Genomic DNA, 18,198 nt, shown 5'->3' with positions numbered 1-18,198 from the left:
CGGTGGCGGCCACCGGCGGCGGCAGGCGGGAGGCGGTGATGGACGTCTTCCTGCAGCAAGTGCTCAACGGACTGACCCTGGGCGGCATCTATGGCCTCGTGGCCCTGGGCCTGACCCTGGTCTACGGCATCCTGCACGTGCCCAACTTCGCGCACGGGGGCTTCTACATGATCGGCGCCTTCGTGGCCTTCCAGGCCATGGTGGCCTGGAGCTGGGGCTACTGGGCGGCCATGCTGGTGGCGGCGGTGGCGGTGGCGGTGCTGGGCATCGTCAGCGAGCGGCTGATCTTCCATCCGCTGCGCAAGGCCTCGCCCCTGCATCCCAAGATCGCCTCCATCGGGCTGCTGCTGTTCCTGGAGGCCGGAGCCCAGGCGCTGTGGGGCGCGGACTTCCAGCGCATGCCCACGCCCTATACCTCCATCGTGGAGATGGGCGGAATCACAGCGCCTGCGCAGCGCCTGCTGATCATAGTCGCGGCCTTTGCGCTGATGGTGGCGCTGCACCTGTTCCTGACGCGCACCACCACGGGCTCGACCATCATCGCCATGGCCCAGAACCGCGAGGGCGCATCGATGGTGGGCATCGACGCCAACCGCGTATCCATGCTGACCTTTGCCATCTCAGGCGTGCTCGCGGCCGTGGCGGCCACGCTGTATGCGCCCATCAACCTGGTCTATCCGGCCATGGGTCACCTGGTCATCACCAAGGCCTTCGTGATCATCATCCTGGGCGGCATGGGCAGCATCCCGGGCGCCGTGCTGGGCGGGCTGATCATCGGCTTCGCCGAGAGCTTCGGCGCCTACTACATCTCCACCGACTACAAGGACATCATCGCCTTCGTGCTGCTGGTGGTGATCCTGTCGCTGCGCCCGCAGGGCCTGTTCGCCAAGAGGAGTCATTGAATGAACGGATTCATCGACTCCCGCGTTGCCTGGGGCCTGCTGCTGGCCGCCGGCATCGCCTTCCCCTGGCTGGCGGGCAACGACTACCACCTCACGGTGATGAGCACGGCCTACATCTTCGCCATCGCCACGCTGGGCCTGAACCTGATCACGGGCTACACGGGCCAGCTCAATCTGGCGCATGCGGGCTTCATGGCCGCGGGCGCCTATACCGTGGGCATCCTTACGGTGGACCATGGCTGGCCGTTCTGGGGCGGGCTGGTGATGTCGGGCGTGGTGTGCGCGGTGCTGGGCTACCTGATCGGCATCGTCTCGCTGCGGCTCAAGGGCCACTACTTCTCCATCTTCACGCTGTGCGTGGGCTACATCATGTTCCTCGTCATCGAGAAGTGGGAGGGCCTGACCCACGGCACGGTGGGCATCATGGGCATCCCCGCGCCCGAGGCCCTGGGCGCGCTGAGCTTCGAGTCGCCGCTGGCGCTGTACTACCTGGTGCTGGCCTTCCTCGTGGCCTCGGTCTGGGTGATGCGGCGCATCGTCCGGTCGCTGCTGGGCCGCACCTTCGTGGCCATCCGCAACAGCGACGAGCTGGCCGAGGCCCTGGGCATCAACCTCATGCGCAACAAGGTGCTGGCCTTCATGCTGAGCGTGGTCTACGCGGGCGTGGCGGGCGGCCTGTATGCGGGCTTCGTGCGCTTCATCGGGCCGGACATGGCGGGCGTGCACCACACCTTCGACATGATGATCTTCGCCATGGTCGGCGGCATGGGCACGGTGCTGGGGCCGCTGCTGGGCGCCATCGGCATGCCCTGGATCACGCAGTACCTGCAGTTCCTGCAGGAGTACCGCTTCATCGTCTTCGGCCCCATTCTCGTGATGCTGGTGATCTTCATGCCCTACGGCGTGGTGGGCAGCGTCACCGCCTGGCGCGCGCGCCGCAATGCCAAGGAGGGCAAGCCGCATGCTCAAGATTGACCACCTGACCAAGCGGTTCGGCGGACTGGCCGCCGTGAGCGATGTCAGCACCGTGATCGAGGAAGGCCGCATCAACGCCATCATCGGCCCCAACGGCGCGGGCAAGACCACGTTCTTCAACCTGATCAGCTGCGTGCACAAGCCCACCTCGGGCACCATCACCTTCAATGGCCAGGACGTGACCTCGCTGCGCACCGACCAGGTGGCGAAACTGGGCGTGGCGCGCACCTTCCAGACCACGGCGCTGTTCGACCGCGCCACGGTGCTGGACAACCTCATCGTGGGCCACCGGCTGCGCACGCGCTCAGGCCTGTGGGACGTGCTGCGCGGCTCCAGCCGCCTGCGCGAGGAAGAGCGCGTGTGCCGCGAAAAGGCACGCGACGCGCTGGACTTCGTGGGCCTGTCGCATGTGGCCGGCCGCATCGCGGGCGACATCACGCAGGAGGAGCGCAAGCGCGTGGCCTTCGCGCTGGCCCTGGCCACCGACCCCAAGCTGATGCTGCTCGACGAGCCCGCCGGCGGCGTCAACCCCGAGGAGACCGAGGGCCTGGCCGAGCTGATCCGCAAGCTGGTGCGCCACGGCATCACGGTGGCGCTGATCGAGCACAAGATGGGCATGATCATGAGCCTGGCCGACAAGATCCTGGTGCTCAGCTACGGCGAGAAGATCGCCGAGGGCACGCCCGAGGAGATACGCCGCAACCCCGCCGTCATCGATGCCTACCTGGGGAGCGAGCATGCTGAAGTTTGAGAACGTGTCGCTGCGCTACGGCAGCTTCCTGGCGCTGGACGGCGTGAGCCTGCATGCCGACCGGGGCGAGCTGGTGGTGCTGCTGGGCGCCAACGGCGCGGGCAAGAGTTCGCTGTTCCTCACGGCCAGCGGCATCCACAAGGCCGCGGGCGGCTCCATCGTCTGGAACGGGCAGGAGCTGGCCGGGCGCAAGCCTTCGGCCATCGTGCAGTCCGGCGTGGTGCAGTGCCCCGAAGGGCGCAAGCTGTTTCCCCAGATGTCGGTGCTGCGCAACCTGCAGCTGGGCGCCTATGTGCACCGCCGCGACCCCGGTCCCAGCCAGAAGACGCTGCAGGAGGTGATGGAGCTGTTTCCCATCCTGCGCGAGAAGCAGCACGACCCGGCCGGCTCGCTGTCGGGCGGCCAGCAGCAGATGGTGGCCATCGGCCGCGCCATGATGGGCCGGCCCCAGGCCCTGCTGCTGGACGAGCCCTCGCTGGGCCTGGCGCCCCTGGTCATCAAGCAGATGTTCGAGGCCATACAGCGCATCAACGCGGCCGGCACCACCGTGCTGCTGGCCGAGCAGAACGCCTATGCGGCGCTGAAGATCGCGCACCGCGCCTATGTGATGGAAAGCGGCCGCATCGTGCGCGAGGGCAGGCCGGCCGAGCTGCTGGCTGACGACTCCATCCGAAAAGCCTACATCGGTGCATGACGCCGCCTCTTGCCTCTACCCAAGCCACCACCACCAACGATCCAAGGAGACAGACATGACAGCATTCGCACCATTGACCCGCCGCAGGGTGGGCACGCTGGCCCTGGCCTGCGCCGCCGTGGCCGCCGCCGGCCCCGCGCTGGCGCAGGAGGTGGTCAAGATCGGCTACTCCGGCCCGCTGTCGGGCGGCGCTGCCCAGTACGGCAAGAACGTGCTCGACGGCATGCAGATGGCCGTCTCCGAGATCAATGCCGCAGCGCCCGAGATCGGTGGCAAGAAGGTCAAGATCGAGATCGTTCCGCTGGACGACAAGTACAACCCGTCCGAGACCGCGATCAACGCCCAGCGCCTGGTGCAGCAGCACAAGACGGCGGCCATCCTGGTGCCGCATTCGGGCGGCATCTTCGCGCTGCAGACCACCAACGAGCGCAGCAACTTCATCGTGCTGGCCTACAGCTCGGTGCCGCAGATCACCAACCGGGGCAACAAGCTGACCCTGCGCATCCCGCCCGAGTTCACCTCGTACATCGACCCGTTCTCCAAGTACGTGATGGGCCGCTTCGGCAATAAGGTGGCCCTGGTGGGCGCCGACCACGACTACGCCAAGGCCTGGGTCGCTGCCTTCAAGCCCGGCTGGGAAAAGCTGGGCGGCACTGTGGTGGCCGAGAACGCCATGAGCTACAACCGCGCCACCGATTTCTACAGCGGCGTGAGCAAGGCCCTGGCCGAAAAGCCCGATGTGCTCTTCGTGGGCGGAGCCTCCGAGCCCACGGCCCTGGTCGTCAAGCAGGCGCGCGAGCTGGGTTTCAAGGGCGGCTTCGTGGTCATGGACCAGGCCAAGCTCGACGAAATGGCCCGCGTGGTCGGCGGCTATGCGCCGCTGGAAGGCGCCATCGGCGTCATGCCCGTCTCCGAGGACACCAAGCCCGAGAACAAGGCCTTCGTCGAACGCTTCGGCAAGGTCTACCCGGGCCGCATCCCGGGCTCGGAGGCGCAGTGGAACTACACGGCCGTGCACGCCACCGTCAAGGCCATGCAACTGGCCGGCTCGGCCTCGGACACCAAGGCCATCCACGCCAAGCTCGACGAGGCCTACAAATCCCTGCGCCCCGACGTGAACCCCGGCGGCGTCAAGGGCGTGGATGATCGCGGCGGCACGTTGACCACGGAGCGCGGCGCCGCTGTGCGCGACGGCAAGATCGAGGCGGTGATGACGGTGGCGAACAAGTAGAGCGCCGCTCAGCTTTTCGACCGAAAGCGCCTGGTGCCAGCTTGATCTGGCCCAGGCGCTTTCTTGTGGACTCAGTTGTCCGGTACTTGCGTTTGACGTTACTGACGCGGCACGTTATTATTTGCTTCCATGACGATCCAGTCATTCAAGTGCCCCGACACCGAGCAACTGTTCCAGCAGAGGCGGGTGCATCGGTGGAGCAGCATTGAAGTGGTTGCGCTGCGCAAGCTTCGGATGCTGCATGCCGCTCATGTGCTTCAGGACTTGAGGGTCCCGCCCGGAAACCGGCTGGAGGCGCTGCACGGAGATCGCAAGGGGCAGCACAGCATCCGCATCAATGACCAGTGGCGCGTGTGCTTTGTGTGGACCCATGAAGGCCCGAGTGAGCTGGAGATCGTCGATTACCACTGAAGCGAAAGCGTTGATCCTGGATCTGGCGCAGGAGTGCTGACCATGAACAAACCTTTGAACCTCCCCACGCCAGGCGAAATCCTGGCCACTGAATTCCTGGAGCCCATGGGCCTGACGCAATACCGCCTGGCCCAGGCCATCCATGTCCCGCAGACACGCATCGCGGCCATCGTCAAGAACGGCCGCTCCATCACCGCGGATACGGCGCTGCGCCTTGCGCGCTTCTTTGGCACGTCCGTGGAGTTCTGGATGAATCTGCAAAGCCAGTACGACGCCGATATCGCGCGCGAGGCCATAGGCGACGACCTGGAGTCCATCGAGCCCTTTGCTCTGCAGGCTTGAAGAAGACATGCTGAGTCGCTGCGCAGCGGCTCACGTAAGAAAGGCCCCTGCACCGCGGTACAGGGGCCTTTCTCATTGCAGGGCTGCGTTGTTTACAACAAGCTCGCTCCACCATCCAGCACCAACGCCTGCCCCGTCATGTGCCGCGATGCATCGGACGCCAGGTAGACCACGGCGCCCTTGAGGTCCTCCTCGCCGCCGATGCGTCGCAGTGGGGCGCGGGCGATGAGCTGGTCGCCGAGCTTGTCGATGAGGCCGTTGGCCAGCTTGCTGGGGAAAAAGCCCGGGCAGATGGAGTTGACGCGGATGCCGTAGTGGCCCCATTCCGAGGCCAGGGTGCGCGCCAGGTGCACGGCGGCCGCCTTGGAGGTGTTGTAGGCCACGGTGTTCATGCCGGGCGGCGTGCCCTTGAAGGCCGCGACCGAGGCCGTGATGATCACGTTGCCCCGGCCCTTGGGGATCATCACGCGCCTGGCCACTTCGCGGGTGAGGAAGAAGGGCGCGGAGACGTTGAGGTTCATGACCTTGTTCCAGGCCTCGTCCGGGTATTCCTCGGCCTTGGCGCCCCAGGTGGCGCCCGCGTTGTTGACGAGGATGTCGATGTCGCCGCAGCGCGCCAGCACGTCCTCGACCAGGGCGGGGATGGTGTCGAACTTCTGCAGGTCGTTGGTGAAGGTCTCGACCTGGTAGCCAAGGCCCTGCAGGTGGGCCTTGGCCTCGGCCAGCTCGTCGGACTTGCGCGCCGTGATGGCGAGCCGGGCGCCCATCTCGCCCAGCGCCTCGGCCATCTGCAGGCCCAGGCCGCGCGAGCCTCCGGTGATCAGGGCGGTCCTGCCCGTGAGGTCGAACAATGCTTTCACGCTCATGCTGTATGTCTCCTGGCTTGGGTTTCTGGTGGTTGAGCAACACCTGCATGCTAGGGCGCCGGCATCGTGCACGCTGTCGTCTTGGCTACTTTGCCGTGCTGCGCCGTGCTGAGCGGTACCGCGCGGGCACCTGCGGGACAGGCGTTCAGGCCCTGTCGATGTCCTGCTGCAGCCGCCGCACCATGCGCTGCAGCGCGGGCACGCCGTCCTGGCGCAGTGCGTCGGCCGTGACGAAGCGCGAGGGCCCTCCCAGGCTGACGGCCATCAGCGGCAGGCCGCGCCCCGGCGAGAAGGCCAGGGCAATGGCGTTGACCTCGGGCTGCCAGTCGCCGAACGAGCGCGACAGCCAGGGCTGGGGCTGGTTGCCCGCCTCCGGCCATAGCGGCAGCTGGGCCTGTGCGGCGGCCCATTGCTCGGGCGCGTGAGACTGCAGATAGTCCAGCGCGCGCTGGCGCTCGGACGCGGGGCTGGCGGCCAGCCAGGCACGGCCCACGGCCGTGGTGGCCAGGGGAATGCGCGAGCCCATGTCCAGGTCGCGGTGCATGAAGCGCGCGCTGGGGCAGTGCTCGATGTAGACCATGTTGTGCCGGTCGCGCGTGGCCAGGGCCACCTCGGCATCGGTGGCGGCCGCCAGCTTGCGCATCAGCGGGCGCGCGATCTGGCGCACGTCCAGGCGCGAGAGCATGGCGCTGCCCAGCGCCAGTGTGGCCGTGCCCAGGCGGTATTTGCCCTCTTCGGGCACATGGATGAGGTAACCCAGCGTGGTCAGCGTGTGCGTCAGGCGCGAGACCGTGGACTTGGGCAGTCCGCAGCGCCTGGCGATGTCCTGGTTGCCCAGCAGCTTCTCGCCGGAGCGAAAGCACGACAGCACGTCCAGCCCGCGCGCCAGTGCGACGATGAAGTTGCGGTCTTCGTCGCCTGGCGGGGCTGAAGGGAGGGAGGAGGGCGGCATGCGCCGATTATCGGCAGCCGCCCCGCCACGGGGTGTCGTGGGCTTTACTTCTCGACGAAGGCGCGCTCGACCACGAAGTCGCCGGGCGTGGTGGTGTTGCCTTCCTTGAAGCCGCGGTGCTCCAGCAGCTCCTTGAGTTCGTTCAGCATGGCGGGGCTGCCGCACAGCATGACGCGGTCGGTCTCGGGGTTGAGCTCGGGCAGGCCGATGTTCTGCGGGAAGGTTCCGGCCGTGATCTGGTTGGAGATGCGGCCCTGGTTGCGGAAGGGCTCGCGCGTCACCGTGGGGTAGTAGATGAGCTTGTCCTTGACGATCTCGCCGAGGAACTCGTGCTCGGGCAGTTCCTTCTCGAACAGCTCCTGGTAGGCCAGCTCGTTGGCATGGCGCACGCCGTGCACCACGACCACCTTCTCGTAGCGCTCGTAGGTCTCGGGGTCGCGCGCCACGGCCAGCCAGGGGGCCAGGCCCGTGCCGGTGCCGATCAGGTACAGGTTCTTGCCGGGCAGCAGGTAGTCGATCAGCAGCGTGCCCGTGGGCTTCTTGCCGACGATGATGGTGTCGCCCACCTTGATGTTCTGCAGGCGCGAGGTCAGCGGGCCGTCGGGCACCTTGATGGACAGGAACTCCAGGTGCTCCTCGTAATTGGGGCTGGCAATGGAGTAGGCGCGCAGCAGGTTCTTGCCGTCGACCTTCAGGCCGATCATCGTGAAATGGCCGTTGGAAAAGCGCAGCGCAGTGTCACGGGTGGTGGTGAAGGAGAAAAGGCGGTCGGTCCAGTGGTGGACGGACAGCACGCGTTCTTCAAGAAAAGCACTCATGTTGGCAATACGGTGAATTCGGGGCGGACAGTGCCCGCCGGGACGTTGCAATGAGAGGTCAGTGCCATTCAGGCACGCGGTGGCGGGAAGCACAGGGGGCAGGCGCGGTGTGCGCGTTGCCGCTGCTTCGTGGCGGCCGGTGACCGGGGCAAGGTCGCTATTGTCCGGTAAATGGCGTCAAAAGGGGCAGGCGCGAACCTTTGTCTTGATACGGATTAGTGATAAGCAAAATGACGCTGGCCGAGTCCAGCGGGCCATCGCCTATTGCTTTTCGGGCAGGCCAGCGTCGAGTGTCCAGGGCTGTATGGCCTGTGCCAGCCAGTCCATGAGCACGCGCACGCGGCGTGGCAATTGGCGGCGGTGGGCATAGATCAGGTGCAAGGGCATGGGCGGGGGCGGATGGCGGGGCAGCACCTCGACCAGTTCCCCTGCATCCAGCAGCGGCTGCACGGCCAGGCGCGGGACCTGGATCAGGCCCAGGCCGGCCTGGCAGGCCGAGAGATAGGCCTCGGCGTTGTTCACGGTGAGCGCGCCCTCCATGGGCAGCCTGAGTGCCTGGCCGTCCTCTTCGTACTCGAAGCCCAGCGGCCGCGCGCCCAGCGTGCGCTGGTAGTGCACCAGCCGGTGTCCGCCCAGGTCGGCCAGCGTGGCCGGCAGGCCGTGGGCCTGCGCATAGCCGGGGCTGGCGCAGGTGACCAGCGCCAGCCGGCCCAGCGGGCGGGCGACCAGCCCGGGCTCGTCCACGGGCCCCAGGCGCAGCACGCAGTCGAAGCCTTCGCGCACCAGGTCCACGCGGCGCTCGGTGCAGCTCAGCTCCAGCTCCAGCGCCGGATGGCTTTGCAGCAGTTGCGGCAGCAAGGGCATGACGACGTGGCGCGCCAGGCCGGTGGTCATGTCCAGCCGCACCTTGCCTTGCAGCGGTGCGTCGCCGGCCTGCTGGAACTGGCCCTGGAACTCGTCCACGTCGGCCAGCAGGTCCTGGCAGCGTTCGTAGCAGGCCTGGCCGTCCTGGGTGAGCTGCACGCGCCGTGTGGTCCGGTGCAGCAGCCGCGTACCCAGCCGCGCCTCCAGTTGCTGCACGGCCTGGGAGACGCTGGCCTTGGGCAAACCCATGCTGTCGGCCGCACGCGTGAAGCTGGCCATCTCGGCCACGCGGCTGAAGATCTGCATCTGCTCCAGAAGCTTGATTGTTTGCATGGGACGAACAAATAAATCAGAAACAGCCAATTTATCCAGAAAACAGCCTTCAATACAGTCGCCGTCATTGCAACCCACTGCCGAGGTCCGTCATGACAGCGTCTCTTTCGAACACTTCTTCCTCTGCCGCCCGCCGCATCGTCCTCGTCACGGGCGGCAGCCGCGGCCTGGGCCGCAATACGGCCGAGCACCTGGCGCGCCAGGGCCTGGACGTGGTGCTGACCTACCGCGAGCGTGCCGACCAGGCCCAGGCCGCCGTGGCCGCCATCGAGGCGCTGGGCGGGCGGGCCGCCGCCCTGCAGCTGGACGTGGCGCGCAGCGCGGGCTTTGCGGACTTTGCGGCCCGCGTGCGCCAGGCGCTGGCCGAGACCTGGCAGGCCGACCGCCTCGATGCGCTGGTGCACAACGCCGGCATCGGCATCAACGCGCCATTCGCCACCACCACCGAGGCGCAGTTCGACGAACTGTTCGCCATCCACCTGAAGGCGCCGTTCTTCCTGAGCCAGCACCTGCTGCCCCTGCTGCGCGACGGCGGCAGCATCATCCACCTGTCCAGCGGGCTCACGCGCTTCACCCAGCCCGGTTATGCGGCCTATGCGGCCATGAAGGGCGGCGTGGAGGTGTTGACGCGCTACCTGGCGCGCGAGCTGGGGGCGCGCGGCATTCGCGTCAACACGGTGGCGCCGGGGGCGATTGCCACGGATTTTGGCGGCGGCCGTGTGCGCGACGACGCACAGGTAGGCGCGGCCCTGGCCAGCCAGACGGCGCTGGGCCGCGTGGGCCAGCCCGACGACATCGGCCCCGTGATGGCCGCCCTGCTGCAGCCCGGCATGGGCTGGGTGCAGGGTCAGCGCATCGAGGCCTCGGGCGGCATGTTTCTCTGAAGGCGCCAGGAGGGGCGTCAGCGCAGCCGCTCGCGCGCCACCATGGACAGCAGCACGATGGCGGCGGCTGCGCTGATGTGGCCGAACCAGGCCACCAGCCCCAGCGACCAGGGCTCCACCTGCAGCGCCGCCCACAGCGACAGCGCCAGCAGCACCCAGCCGGCCGCGCGCAGGCGCCGTGTGCGGGCGGGTGGCAGTTCCTTGCCGAACAGGTCGCTCTGGTGGCGGCCCATGGCCAGGGCCAGGCAGGCGAAGGCGCCCAGGGCCAGCAGCTGACAGAACAGATGGGCCATGCTCATGCGCTGGTCTCCGCTGCGGCGGCCGCTGCTGTGGCGGCCACTGCCGTGGCGGCTGCTGCTGTGGCGGCTGCTGCAGTGGCGGCTGACTTGGGCGCGGGCCGGGCGGCGCGCACCGGTTTGGCCTTGGGCTGGTGGCGCTGGGTGCGCAGGGCCAGATGGGCATGCAGTGCGGCCAGGGCCAGCAGCATGAGGTCCATGCCGGCAAACACCCAGTCGCCCGCGCGCAGGCTGGCCAAGAGGCCGCGATCCGTGGTCAGCGCGTTGACCACGGGCAGCAGGGCCAGAACGGCGGCGCCGGCCCACAGCAACTCGATCCAGGCCCGCTTGGCGGGCCGGCCCATCGCCCAGAACAGGGTGGCCCCCCAGGCGATGAACATGGCGTGCACCTCCCACTCGGCGCGCTGCGCCATCTCCACCGGCAGCAGGCGGTTGGCCCAGAGCATGCCGGCCATGCCGATGGACAGGCCGGCAATGGTGGCGATGTTCAGCCGTTCCACGAGCCGGAAGCCGAAATGCGGCCTTTCCGGGTCGGGCAGCTTGCTGCGCCGCTTCACGTTCCACAGCACCAGTCCTGTTCCCACCATGGCCGTGCCCGCAAGGCTGACGATGAAGTACAGCCAGCGCGTGGGCAGGTCGCCGAAGCGGCCCATGTGCAGCGCATAGAGCACGCCGCGCGTCTCGGCGGCGGCGCCCACGCTGTCCTGGGCCTTGAGCAGTTGGCCGCTGACGCCGTCGAACGTCATGAACTGCGGGCTGATGGAGACGCGGCCGTTGTCGCCGCGCACCACGACCACGCTGGCCTTGGCATCGCCGGGCAGGTTGACGTTCAGGCGCTCCACCTGGCCCGCGCCCCAGCGCTGCTCGGCCTGGAGCACCATGTCGGCCAGCGGTGCCAGGGGCGCGGCCTGGCCCGAGGGCTTGCCTGCGGGAACAAAGGCACTGAGCTGCTGGCCGGCCACCACGCGCTGCTCCAGCGTCATGGTCGTGGCCAGATTGGCCCAGGGCATGTACATCAGGGCCAGGGTCACCAGCCCGGTGTACGTGATCATCAGGTGAAAGGGCAGGCCCAGCACGGACAGCGCGTTGTGCGCGTCCAGCCAGGAGCGCTGCCCCTTGCCCCAGCGGAAGGTGAAGAAGTCGGCAAAGATCTTCTTGTGCGTGATCACCCCGCTGACGATGGCCACCAGCATGAACATGGCGCACAGCCCCGCCAGATAGCGGCCCCAGAGCACGGGCATGTAGTGGAACTGGAAGTGGAAGCGGTAGAAGAACTCGCCGCCGCGCGTCTCGCGCACCGGGCCTTCGAGGCGCGTGCCGGTGGCCGGGTCGAAGCGGCCGTTCTCGAAGCGGCGCCTGGCGCCCTTTTCGGTCTGCGGCGGGCTCCAGAACACCGTGGCCACCGTGCTGCGTTCATCGGGCAGGTTGATCAGCCATTGCGGGCTTTGCGGCGCCAGGCGCGCCATGGCGTCACCCACACGCTGGGCCACGAGCGCGGGCTCGCTCGCCTGGCTCTGGTGCGGCTGCTCGGGCTGCATCCACTGCGTGATCTCGTTCCTGAAATAGCTCACCGTGCCCGTGAGGAACATGGCGTAGAGGAACCAGCCCAGCAGCAGGCCGACCCAGGTGTGCAGGTCGGACATGGTCTGGCGGATGCCGGGTGCCTTGGCCGCTTTCACGGGTTTGGCGGGCTTGCCTGCCGTGTTCATGGTGTCCGTGGTGTTCGTGTTCATGCGCCCAGCCCCTTGCCCCAGGTCCACCACGCGGCAGGCGCCAGTACCAGGGCGGCGACCAGCAGGCCGGCCCAGGCGCGCGTGGCGCTGCGCACGGCAAACACCCAGATCACCGCGCCCGCGTAGACGGCAAAGCTCAGCAAGGTGCCCGAGATCGCCGCCTGCGTGCGGTCTGCGGGCAGGGCCATAACGGCCACGCTGGCCAGGGCGGCCACGGCATAGCCGCCGAACAGCGCAGCGAGGATGCGGGAGATCAGCGGCCCGTAGTCACGGAACCAGTCATGGGTGCGGGCAAGAGTGGGAGATGGCATGGCGCAGTGCCTGGAAAGGCTCGAAAAACACCGGCAGAGGAGGCGGCGGTGGCGCGGATGTTATTTGAGAATAAGTCCCATTACAAGCAACGCAGGCAAGCTGCACGCCTGCCGTCCCTCCGCCTCCCCAACGCTGTCCCTCAGCCGGCCGGCAGCCGCATGCGTGCCTGCAGGTTCTCGAAGATCTGGCGCGTGACGGGGCTGATCACATGGCTGCGGATGTACAGGCGGTAGACCAGGTCCGGCAGCGGCGGCATGCCGTCGCCCGCACCCAGCACGCGCAGACCCGGGTCCAGTTGCTCCACGCCGCGCGCCGTCACGCCCAGGCCCGCGCGCAGGGCCGCGCGTATGCCCACCAGGCTGGTGCAGGTGTGGCGCGGTGTCCAGGCGATGCCTGCCGCATCCAGCGCGTCGCAGCCCAGGCGGCGGAAGATGCTGGGCCCGTCGGCCATGACCAGGGGCACGGGCTTGCCCGGGTCATGGGCATAGCCCGCGCCGCACAGCCAGACCGTGGGTGTGGAGCGCAGGGCAAAGCCCTCGAAGCCTTCATCCTCCCGGTTGGAGATGGCCAGGTCCAGCTCGCCCTGCTTGAGCGACTCCATCAGGAAAGGGCTGCGCCCCACATGGATGTCGATCTGCATGCCCGGAAAGTTCAGCGCGATCTCCTGCAGCACGGGCGGCAGCATGTTGTCGGCCGCGTCGTGGGGTGCGCCAATGCGCACCAGGCCCTGCACCTGGCGGTGCTGCAGGTTGCGCAGCGCCTCGTCGTGGATGGCCAGCATGTGGCGCGCATAGCCCAGCAGGCGCTGGCCGTGGTCGGTGAGGCGTTTTTGCCGGCCCTGCTTCTCGAACAGCGCGTGGCCGATCTTCTCCTCCAGCCGCTGCATCTGCTGGGTGATGGCCGATTGCGTGCGGCCCATCTGCACGGCGGCGGCGGCAAAGCTGTCGTGGCTGGCAATGGCGGCCAGGGTGCGCAGCAGGTCCAGGTCAAGCGTCTCCATACTTCAATTTTATTGAAGTATTTGTTGAGGGTGCGTGGATTGTTGCGGGCCGGACGCCTCACTACAGTGGGCTTCAACGACGACAAGGAGTCCCCTTTGAACACCACCACCACCACCACCACCATCACCGAACAGCGCAGCGCCGCCGTGACAGCGGCCATCGACCACATGAAGCAGGCCATTGGCGAAGGCGCTGCCACGCGCGCCAGCCTGGACGCCGTGCTCCAGCAGCTGCTGGGCCTGGCCGCGCGCCGAGACTTCTGGCAGCAGGCCGACTACGCCGCGCCCGAAGAGGGCGAGCACCAGGCGCGCTACCTGATCGCCGAGGACGCCGACCAGAGCTATGCGCTGTACCTCAACGTCATGCGCCCGGGCAAGCGCATCGTGCCGCACAACCACACGACCTGGGCCTGCATTGCCGCCGTGGAAGGCACGGAGCACAACCGCGTCTACGAGCGCACCGACGACGGCTCCGTCCCCGGCAAGGGCACGCTGCGCGAGACGGATCTCGTGGTGGTGGCGCCAGGCCAGGGCATCGCCCTCATGCCCGAGGACATCCACTCCGTGGAGATCCAGGGCGAGCAGGTCATCCGCCACCTGCACATGTACGGCCGCGCGCTGGAGACGCTCAACGAGCGCACCAGCTACGACCTGGCCGCCGGCACCTGCCAGACCATGGCCATCGGCGTGCAGACGCGCCGCTGAGCCCCGGCCTTCCGGCCGCTACCTCCCGCTTCCTGCCTTTTCCCTGTCCATGCCGCAGCGCGCCCCACGGGGCGCGCGTGGCAGGGCTTTGCCCGAAATTCCTTGCCGATCTTTTTCCCGGACCGCATGCAATGACCGCATCCATTGACGCCCACACCCTCAAATCCTGGCTGCACGACGGCCAGGAGATCGCGCTGCTCGACGTGCGCGAGCACGGCCAGTACGGCGAGTCGCACCTGTTCTACGCCACGCCCCTGCCCTACAGCCGGCTGGAGTTGGATGTGCCCCGCCTGGTGCCACGCAGGCAGGTGCGCGTCGTCACCTACGACGGTGGCGAGGGCGATGCCAGCGCGGGCGTGGCCGGGCGCGCCGCGCGCCGCCTCGAAGCCCTGGGCTACACCCAGGTGTCTGTGCTGGAAGGCGGCACCCAGGCCTGGAGCGCGGCAGGCTACACGCTGTTCGCCGGCGTGAACCTGCCCTCCAAGACCTTTGGCGAACTGGCCGAGCACGCCTACGGCACGCCGCGCATCACGGCCCAGCAGCTGGCTGCGCGCCAGGCGGCGGGCCTGCCCCTGGTGGTGCTGGACGGCCGGCCCGTCTCCGAGTTCCACAAGATGAACATCCCCGGCGCCATCTGCTGCCCCAATGGCGAGCTGGCGCTGCGCGTGAGCCGCCTGGTGCCCGATGCGGCCACGCCCATCGTGGTCAATTGCGCGGGCCGCACGCGCTCCATCATCGGCGCGCAGACCTTGATCAACCTGGGCATTCCCAACCCCGTCTACGCGCTGGAAAACGGCACCCAGGGCTGGTACCTGGCCGACCTGCCGCTGGAGCATGGCGGCACGCAGCGCTATGGCGACGACTCGGCCAGCAGCGCGCTGCAAGCACAGGCCCGCGCCCTGGCCGAACGCTTCGACGTGCCCGAGGTCGATGCCGACACCGTGCGCGCCTGGAGCCAGGATGCTGCGCGCACGCTGTTCCTGTGCGATGTGCGCACGCCCGAGGAATTCAAGGCCGGTTCGCTGCCCGGCGCCCAGCACACGCCCGGTGGCCAGCTCATGCAGGCCGGCGACCAGTACGTGGGCGTGCGCGGTGCGCGCCTGGTGCTGTTCGACAGCGATGGCGTGCGCGCCCCCGTGGTGGCCAGCTGGCTGCGCCAGCTCGGCCATGACGCCTGCGTGCTGCGGGGCGGCCTGCAAAGCGGCCTGGACCTCGCACCGGCCCAGCTGCCCCAGGCCCCCGCACTGGCAGGCATCGCGGTGCAGGCCCTGCACGAACGCATGCGCCAGGGCGAGGTGGCCGTGGTCGATCTGCGCGCGGGCATGAAGTACCGCGCAGGCCACATCGCCGGGGCCCGCTGGTCCATCCGCCCGTGCCTTGCCAGCGATCTGGCCGGCGAGACGCGCCAGATCGTGCTGGTGGCCGACGAGCCCGGCATGGCGCAATGGGCCGCGCTGGAGCTGCAGGGCGCCGCGCCGCTGCTGCTCGAAGGCGGCCTGGCCGCATGGCAGCAGGCCGGCCTGCCCGTCGAGGCCACGCCCGACAGCCCCACCGACGCCGAATGCATCGACTACCTGTTCTTCGTGCACGACCGCCACGACGGCAACAAGGAAGCGGCACGCCGCTACTTGGCCTGGGAGACGGGCCTGGTGCCGCAGCTCGATGCCCAGGAACTGGCCGCCTTCCGCCTGCCGAGTGCATGAAGCTCCCCCTGAGCGGCTTCGCCGCTTCCCCCTCTCTCTCGCTGCGCGGGAGGGGGACGGCACCCTCGCTGCGGGGGCGGCGCGGCCGGCGTAGGCCCTTGCTTGGTGCCCCTGGCCAAAGTCACGTCAGTTGCAAAGGCAGCGCCATATATCGCTGACTTGCCGTAGAGCGACATAAATCAGATCACATAACGACAGGAGACAAGACATGTTCTCAACTCTCAACCTTGCCAGGATGCTGGCCGCCAGCCTCGCGGCCCTGGCCATGCTCTCGCAGGCCACGGCCGAGCCGCTGGCTGCACGCAACGGCTATCCGGCCCAGCCGATCCGATTCATCTCGCCCTTCCCGCCGGGCGGCGGCAACGACGCCAGCACGCGCTGGGTCACCACGCGGCTGACCGAGGCCACGGGCCAGCCCTCCGTGGTGGAAAACCGGGGCGGCGCGGGCGGCAACATCGGCGCCAAGGCCGTGGCCGAGGCCAAGCCCGATGGCTACACCGTGCTCACGGGCCAGGTCTCGCTGATGGCGGTGAACCCCGCGCTCTACAGCGCGCCGGGCTTTGATCCGCTCAAGAACTTCGTGCCCATCACGCAGATCAACGCGGCGCCGCTGGCCATCGTGGTCGCCTCGGCCTCGCCCCTCAAGAGCTTTGCCGACCTGGTGGCGCGCAGCAAGGGCGAGCCGGGCCGCGTCACCTATGCCACGCCCGGCAACGGCACGCTGTCGCACCTGGTGGGCGTGGTGCTGTCCAAGGAAAACGGCGTGCCCATGACCCATGTGCCCTACAAGGGCGCGGGGCCGGCCATCAACGATCTGCTGGGCCAGCAGGTCGATGTGCTGATCACCTCCACCTCGTCCGTGGCCGGCATGATCCAGGCGGGCCAGGTGCGTGCGCTGGCCGTCACCAGCCCGCGCCGCATCGGCGTGTTCGGCAAGGTGCCCACGCTGGAGGAACTGGGCCTGCGCAATGCGCGCTTCGAGGACTGGTACGGCTTCTTCGCTCCCGCCGGCACGCCGCCCGAGCGCGTGGCCTTCTTGCACGACGCCATCGTGCGCACCCTGCAACTGCCGGAAGTGACCAAGCTGGTCGTCGATGGCGGCAGCGAAGTCGTGGCCAATACGCCCGAAGCCTTTGCCGCCCAGCTGCGCCAGGACATGGAGCGCTGGTCGCGCGTGGTCAAGCTCTCGGGCGCGAAGATCGACTGATGGCTGCCGAACACGCCCCCGTGCCTGGATCATCGGCCTCTGGCGCCCCCGCGCTGGACCTGCAGACCCGGCTGCTGCATGCGGGCAAGCGCCCGGCCTATGCGGGCGGCACGGCCGTCAACCCGCCCCTGGTGCGCGCCAGCACCGTGCTGTTCGAGAGCACGGCACAGCAGCGCGAGATGCGCGAGCGCCGCGCCGGCGAGCGCATCTTCAGCTACGGCGCGCGCGGCACACCCACCGGCTTTGCGCTGGAAGATGCCGTCAGCGAGCTGGAAGGCGCCCACCGCACGCGGCTGCTGCCTACCGGCCTGGCGGCCATCGGCATGGCCCTGCTCAGCTACCTGCGCCCCGGCGACCATGTGCTGCTGACCGACAGCGCCTACCAGCCCGTGCGCCACCTGGCCGGGCAATGGCTGCGGCCCTACGGCATCGAGTACGACTTCTTCGCGGCCGATGGCAGCGACGCCCAGGCGCGCATGCGCCCCAACACCCGCATGGTCTATGCCGAATGCCCGGGATCGCTGGTCTACGAAATGTGCGACCTGCCCGCGCTGGCGGCCATGGCCCATGCGCGCGGCGCCCTGGTCGTGGCCGACAACACCTGGGGGTCGGGCTGCCAGTACCGGCCGCTGGCGCTGGGGGCCGATGTCTCGGTGATGGCAGCCACCAAGTACCTGGCTGGCCACTCCGACGTGATGATGGGCACCGTGGCCACCACCGAGGCCGCCTGGGAGCCGCTGGCCGCGCGCTGCGATGCCTTCGGCATGGCGGTCAGCCCCGACGATGCCTGGCTGGTGCTGCGCGGCATGCGCTCGCTGGCCGCACGGCTGCAGATGCACGAGGCGCATGCGCTGGAGGTGGCGCACTGGCTGCAGCAGCACCCGGCCGTGGCCACCGTGTTCTGCCCCGCGCTGCCCACGCACCCCGGCCATGCGCTGTGGCTGCGCGACTGCCAGGGCACCAACGGCCTGGTGTCGCTGGAGCTGCAGCCCGGCATCGCCGAGGCCGCCGTGGACCGCTTCATCGACGGCCTGCGCCTCTTCGGCATCGGCGCCTCCTGGGGCGGCTACGAGAGCCTGGCGACGGCCGCGCACATGGCGCAGGCGCGCAGCGTCACCGACTGGAGTGCGCGCGGGCCCGTGGTGCGCCTGCACATCGGCCTGGAGTCGCCGCGCGACCTCATCGCCGATCTGGAGCAGGGGCTGGCGGCACTTTAGTG

Annotated in this window: 20 protein-coding genes; 12 read left to right on the top strand and 8 right to left on the bottom strand. The window is 68.5% G+C overall.

What is annotated here, in order from left to right; genetic code table 11:
• The first annotated feature begins 38 nt into the window (after nucleotides 1-38).
• From HFGMBDPB_RS12710 to HFGMBDPB_RS12680, 7 genes are all read left to right on the top strand, one after another.
• Entirely contained in the window at nucleotides 39-902 is an 864-nt protein-coding gene (locus tag HFGMBDPB_RS12710) for a branched-chain amino acid ABC transporter permease (protein ID WP_016448674.1), read from the top strand.
• On the top strand, nucleotides 903-1,877 hold the full coding sequence (locus HFGMBDPB_RS12705) for a branched-chain amino acid ABC transporter permease (protein ID WP_017405281.1): 975 nt from the start codon (nucleotides 903-905) through the stop codon (nucleotides 1,875-1,877). It abuts the gene before it with no gap.
• The gene (locus tag HFGMBDPB_RS12700; RefSeq protein WP_016452146.1) at nucleotides 1,864-2,628 is read left to right on the top strand and encodes an ABC transporter ATP-binding protein; all 765 of its coding nucleotides are present in this window, start codon (nucleotides 1,864-1,866) and stop codon (nucleotides 2,626-2,628) included. The genes HFGMBDPB_RS12705 and HFGMBDPB_RS12700 overlap by 14 nt, the downstream gene beginning before the upstream one ends.
• The gene (locus HFGMBDPB_RS12695) at nucleotides 2,615-3,322 is read left to right on the top strand and encodes an ABC transporter ATP-binding protein (RefSeq protein WP_016448672.1); all 708 of its coding nucleotides are present in this window, start codon (nucleotides 2,615-2,617) and stop codon (nucleotides 3,320-3,322) included. The genes HFGMBDPB_RS12700 and HFGMBDPB_RS12695 overlap by 14 nt, the downstream gene beginning before the upstream one ends.
• A gap of 55 nt (nucleotides 3,323-3,377) precedes the next feature.
• The gene (locus HFGMBDPB_RS12690) at nucleotides 3,378-4,553 is read left to right on the top strand and encodes an ABC transporter substrate-binding protein (protein ID WP_212645518.1); all 1,176 of its coding nucleotides are present in this window, start codon (nucleotides 3,378-3,380) and stop codon (nucleotides 4,551-4,553) included.
• Between the two features lie 129 nt (nucleotides 4,554-4,682).
• Complete coding sequence (locus HFGMBDPB_RS12685) at nucleotides 4,683-4,964, top strand: type II toxin-antitoxin system RelE/ParE family toxin (protein WP_212645517.1); 282 nt, start codon at nucleotides 4,683-4,685, stop codon at nucleotides 4,962-4,964.
• Between the two features lie 42 nt (nucleotides 4,965-5,006).
• Nucleotides 5,007-5,306, top strand: coding sequence for a HigA family addiction module antitoxin (locus HFGMBDPB_RS12680; protein WP_013800141.1), 300 nt, complete (start codon nucleotides 5,007-5,009; stop codon nucleotides 5,304-5,306).
• A 92-nt stretch (nucleotides 5,307-5,398) separates the two neighbouring features.
• On the opposite strand, the gene HFGMBDPB_RS12675 is transcribed toward HFGMBDPB_RS12680, so the two are convergent.
• From HFGMBDPB_RS12675 to HFGMBDPB_RS12660, 4 genes are all read right to left on the bottom strand, one after another.
• Nucleotides 5,399-6,172 (bottom strand): SDR family oxidoreductase, encoded by a 774-nt coding sequence (locus tag HFGMBDPB_RS12675; RefSeq protein ID WP_016452143.1) that lies wholly within the window; start codon nucleotides 6,170-6,172, stop codon nucleotides 5,399-5,401.
• A 145-nt stretch (nucleotides 6,173-6,317) separates the two neighbouring features.
• Complete coding sequence (locus HFGMBDPB_RS12670; RefSeq protein WP_016448668.1) at nucleotides 6,318-7,124, bottom strand: IclR family transcriptional regulator; 807 nt, start codon at nucleotides 7,122-7,124, stop codon at nucleotides 6,318-6,320.
• Between the two features lie 44 nt (nucleotides 7,125-7,168).
• Nucleotides 7,169-7,942, bottom strand: a complete 774-nt coding sequence (locus tag HFGMBDPB_RS12665) for a ferredoxin--NADP reductase (RefSeq protein WP_016448667.1) — start codon at nucleotides 7,940-7,942, stop codon at nucleotides 7,169-7,171.
• 261 nt (nucleotides 7,943-8,203) lie between these two features.
• Nucleotides 8,204-9,139, bottom strand: a complete 936-nt coding sequence (locus HFGMBDPB_RS12660; protein WP_126311618.1) for a LysR family transcriptional regulator — start codon at nucleotides 9,137-9,139, stop codon at nucleotides 8,204-8,206.
• 92 nt (nucleotides 9,140-9,231) lie between these two features.
• Between HFGMBDPB_RS12660 and HFGMBDPB_RS12655 the strand changes: the two genes are divergently transcribed.
• Nucleotides 9,232-10,023, top strand: a complete 792-nt coding sequence (locus tag HFGMBDPB_RS12655) for an SDR family NAD(P)-dependent oxidoreductase (protein ID WP_212645516.1) — start codon at nucleotides 9,232-9,234, stop codon at nucleotides 10,021-10,023.
• A gap of 17 nt (nucleotides 10,024-10,040) precedes the next feature.
• Here HFGMBDPB_RS12655 and HFGMBDPB_RS12650 read toward each other — a convergent pair whose 3' ends face one another.
• From HFGMBDPB_RS12650 to HFGMBDPB_RS12635, 4 genes are all read right to left on the bottom strand, one after another.
• On the bottom strand, nucleotides 10,041-10,322 hold the full coding sequence (locus tag HFGMBDPB_RS12650) for a DUF3325 domain-containing protein (protein ID WP_212645515.1): 282 nt from the start codon (nucleotides 10,320-10,322) through the stop codon (nucleotides 10,041-10,043).
• Nucleotides 10,319-12,052 carry a PepSY-associated TM helix domain-containing protein gene (locus HFGMBDPB_RS12645; protein ID WP_212645514.1) on the bottom strand — a complete coding sequence of 578 codons (1,734 nt, stop codon included), beginning with the start codon at nucleotides 12,050-12,052 and terminating at the stop codon, nucleotides 10,319-10,321. Before HFGMBDPB_RS12645 ends, HFGMBDPB_RS12650 begins: the two co-directional genes overlap by 4 nt.
• On the bottom strand, nucleotides 12,049-12,363 hold the full coding sequence (locus HFGMBDPB_RS12640; protein WP_212645513.1) for a DUF3649 domain-containing protein: 315 nt from the start codon (nucleotides 12,361-12,363) through the stop codon (nucleotides 12,049-12,051). Before HFGMBDPB_RS12640 ends, HFGMBDPB_RS12645 begins: the two co-directional genes overlap by 4 nt.
• A gap of 140 nt (nucleotides 12,364-12,503) precedes the next feature.
• Nucleotides 12,504-13,364 carry a LysR substrate-binding domain-containing protein gene (locus HFGMBDPB_RS12635; RefSeq protein ID WP_016448662.1) on the bottom strand — a complete coding sequence of 287 codons (861 nt, stop codon included), beginning with the start codon at nucleotides 13,362-13,364 and terminating at the stop codon, nucleotides 12,504-12,506.
• Between the two features lie 168 nt (nucleotides 13,365-13,532).
• Between HFGMBDPB_RS12635 and HFGMBDPB_RS12630 the strand changes: the two genes are divergently transcribed.
• The 4 genes from HFGMBDPB_RS12630 to metC all read left to right on the top strand — a co-directional run bounded on the left by HFGMBDPB_RS12630 (nucleotide 13,533) and on the right by metC (nucleotide 18,196).
• On the top strand, nucleotides 13,533-14,069 hold the full coding sequence (locus tag HFGMBDPB_RS12630; RefSeq protein ID WP_046239474.1) for a cysteine dioxygenase family protein: 537 nt from the start codon (nucleotides 13,533-13,535) through the stop codon (nucleotides 14,067-14,069).
• A gap of 131 nt (nucleotides 14,070-14,200) precedes the next feature.
• Nucleotides 14,201-15,772 carry a rhodanese-like domain-containing protein gene (locus tag HFGMBDPB_RS12625; RefSeq protein ID WP_016448660.1) on the top strand — a complete coding sequence of 524 codons (1,572 nt, stop codon included), beginning with the start codon at nucleotides 14,201-14,203 and terminating at the stop codon, nucleotides 15,770-15,772.
• A gap of 208 nt (nucleotides 15,773-15,980) precedes the next feature.
• A complete protein-coding gene (locus HFGMBDPB_RS12620) occupies nucleotides 15,981-16,979 on the top strand; it encodes a Bug family tripartite tricarboxylate transporter substrate binding protein (RefSeq protein ID WP_212645512.1) in 999 nt (332 codons plus the stop codon).
• Complete coding sequence (gene metC / locus HFGMBDPB_RS12615; RefSeq protein ID WP_212645511.1) at nucleotides 16,979-18,196, top strand: cystathionine beta-lyase; 1,218 nt, start codon at nucleotides 16,979-16,981, stop codon at nucleotides 18,194-18,196. The genes HFGMBDPB_RS12620 and metC overlap by 1 nt, the downstream gene beginning before the upstream one ends.
• The last annotated feature ends 2 nt before the right edge of the window (nucleotides 18,197-18,198 follow it).

It is taken from the genome of Delftia sp. PE138 (assembly GCF_018320755.1).
Taxonomy (GTDB): domain Bacteria; phylum Pseudomonadota; class Gammaproteobacteria; order Burkholderiales; family Burkholderiaceae_C; genus Comamonas; species Comamonas tsuruhatensis.
The sequence above is the reverse complement of the archived record's forward strand: the minus strand, read 5'-3'. Positions and strand labels throughout refer to the sequence as shown.

Bases quoted from the DNA above. Each gene is read 5' to 3' on its own strand.
- HFGMBDPB_RS12710 (WP_016448674.1), top strand. From the start codon at position 39: ATGGACGTCTTCCTGCAGCAAGTGCTCAACGGACTGACCCTGGGCGGC.
- HFGMBDPB_RS12625 (WP_016448660.1), top strand. From the start codon at position 14,201: ATGACCGCATCCATTGACGCCCACACCCTCAAATCCTGGCTGCACGAC.
- HFGMBDPB_RS12680 (WP_013800141.1), top strand. From the start codon at position 5,007: ATGAACAAACCTTTGAACCTCCCCACGCCAGGCGAAATCCTGGCCACT.
- HFGMBDPB_RS12620 (WP_212645512.1), top strand. From the start codon at position 15,981: ATGTTCTCAACTCTCAACCTTGCCAGGATGCTGGCCGCCAGCCTCGCG.
- HFGMBDPB_RS12675 (WP_016452143.1), bottom strand. From the start codon at position 6,172: ATGAGCGTGAAAGCATTGTTCGACCTCACGGGCAGGACCGCCCTGATC.
- HFGMBDPB_RS12635 (WP_016448662.1), bottom strand. From the start codon at position 13,364: ATGGAGACGCTTGACCTGGACCTGCTGCGCACCCTGGCCGCCATTGCC.
- HFGMBDPB_RS12705 (WP_017405281.1), top strand. From the start codon at position 903: ATGAACGGATTCATCGACTCCCGCGTTGCCTGGGGCCTGCTGCTGGCC.
- HFGMBDPB_RS12655 (WP_212645516.1), top strand. From the start codon at position 9,232: ATGACAGCGTCTCTTTCGAACACTTCTTCCTCTGCCGCCCGCCGCATC.
- HFGMBDPB_RS12665 (WP_016448667.1), bottom strand. From the start codon at position 7,942: ATGAGTGCTTTTCTTGAAGAACGCGTGCTGTCCGTCCACCACTGGACC.
- HFGMBDPB_RS12640 (WP_212645513.1), bottom strand. From the start codon at position 12,363: ATGCCATCTCCCACTCTTGCCCGCACCCATGACTGGTTCCGTGACTAC.
- HFGMBDPB_RS12700 (WP_016452146.1), top strand. From the start codon at position 1,864: ATGCTCAAGATTGACCACCTGACCAAGCGGTTCGGCGGACTGGCCGCC.
- HFGMBDPB_RS12690 (WP_212645518.1), top strand. From the start codon at position 3,378: ATGACAGCATTCGCACCATTGACCCGCCGCAGGGTGGGCACGCTGGCC.
- HFGMBDPB_RS12670 (WP_016448668.1), bottom strand. From the start codon at position 7,124: ATGCCGCCCTCCTCCCTCCCTTCAGCCCCGCCAGGCGACGAAGACCGC.
- HFGMBDPB_RS12645 (WP_212645514.1), bottom strand. From the start codon at position 12,052: ATGAACACGAACACCACGGACACCATGAACACGGCAGGCAAGCCCGCC.
- HFGMBDPB_RS12695 (WP_016448672.1), top strand. From the start codon at position 2,615: ATGCTGAAGTTTGAGAACGTGTCGCTGCGCTACGGCAGCTTCCTGGCG.
- metC (WP_212645511.1), top strand. From the start codon at position 16,979: ATGGCTGCCGAACACGCCCCCGTGCCTGGATCATCGGCCTCTGGCGCC.
- HFGMBDPB_RS12630 (WP_046239474.1), top strand. From the start codon at position 13,533: ATGAAGCAGGCCATTGGCGAAGGCGCTGCCACGCGCGCCAGCCTGGAC.
- HFGMBDPB_RS12650 (WP_212645515.1), bottom strand. From the start codon at position 10,322: ATGAGCATGGCCCATCTGTTCTGTCAGCTGCTGGCCCTGGGCGCCTTC.
- HFGMBDPB_RS12660 (WP_126311618.1), bottom strand. From the start codon at position 9,139: ATGCAAACAATCAAGCTTCTGGAGCAGATGCAGATCTTCAGCCGCGTG.
- HFGMBDPB_RS12685 (WP_212645517.1), top strand. From the start codon at position 4,683: ATGACGATCCAGTCATTCAAGTGCCCCGACACCGAGCAACTGTTCCAG.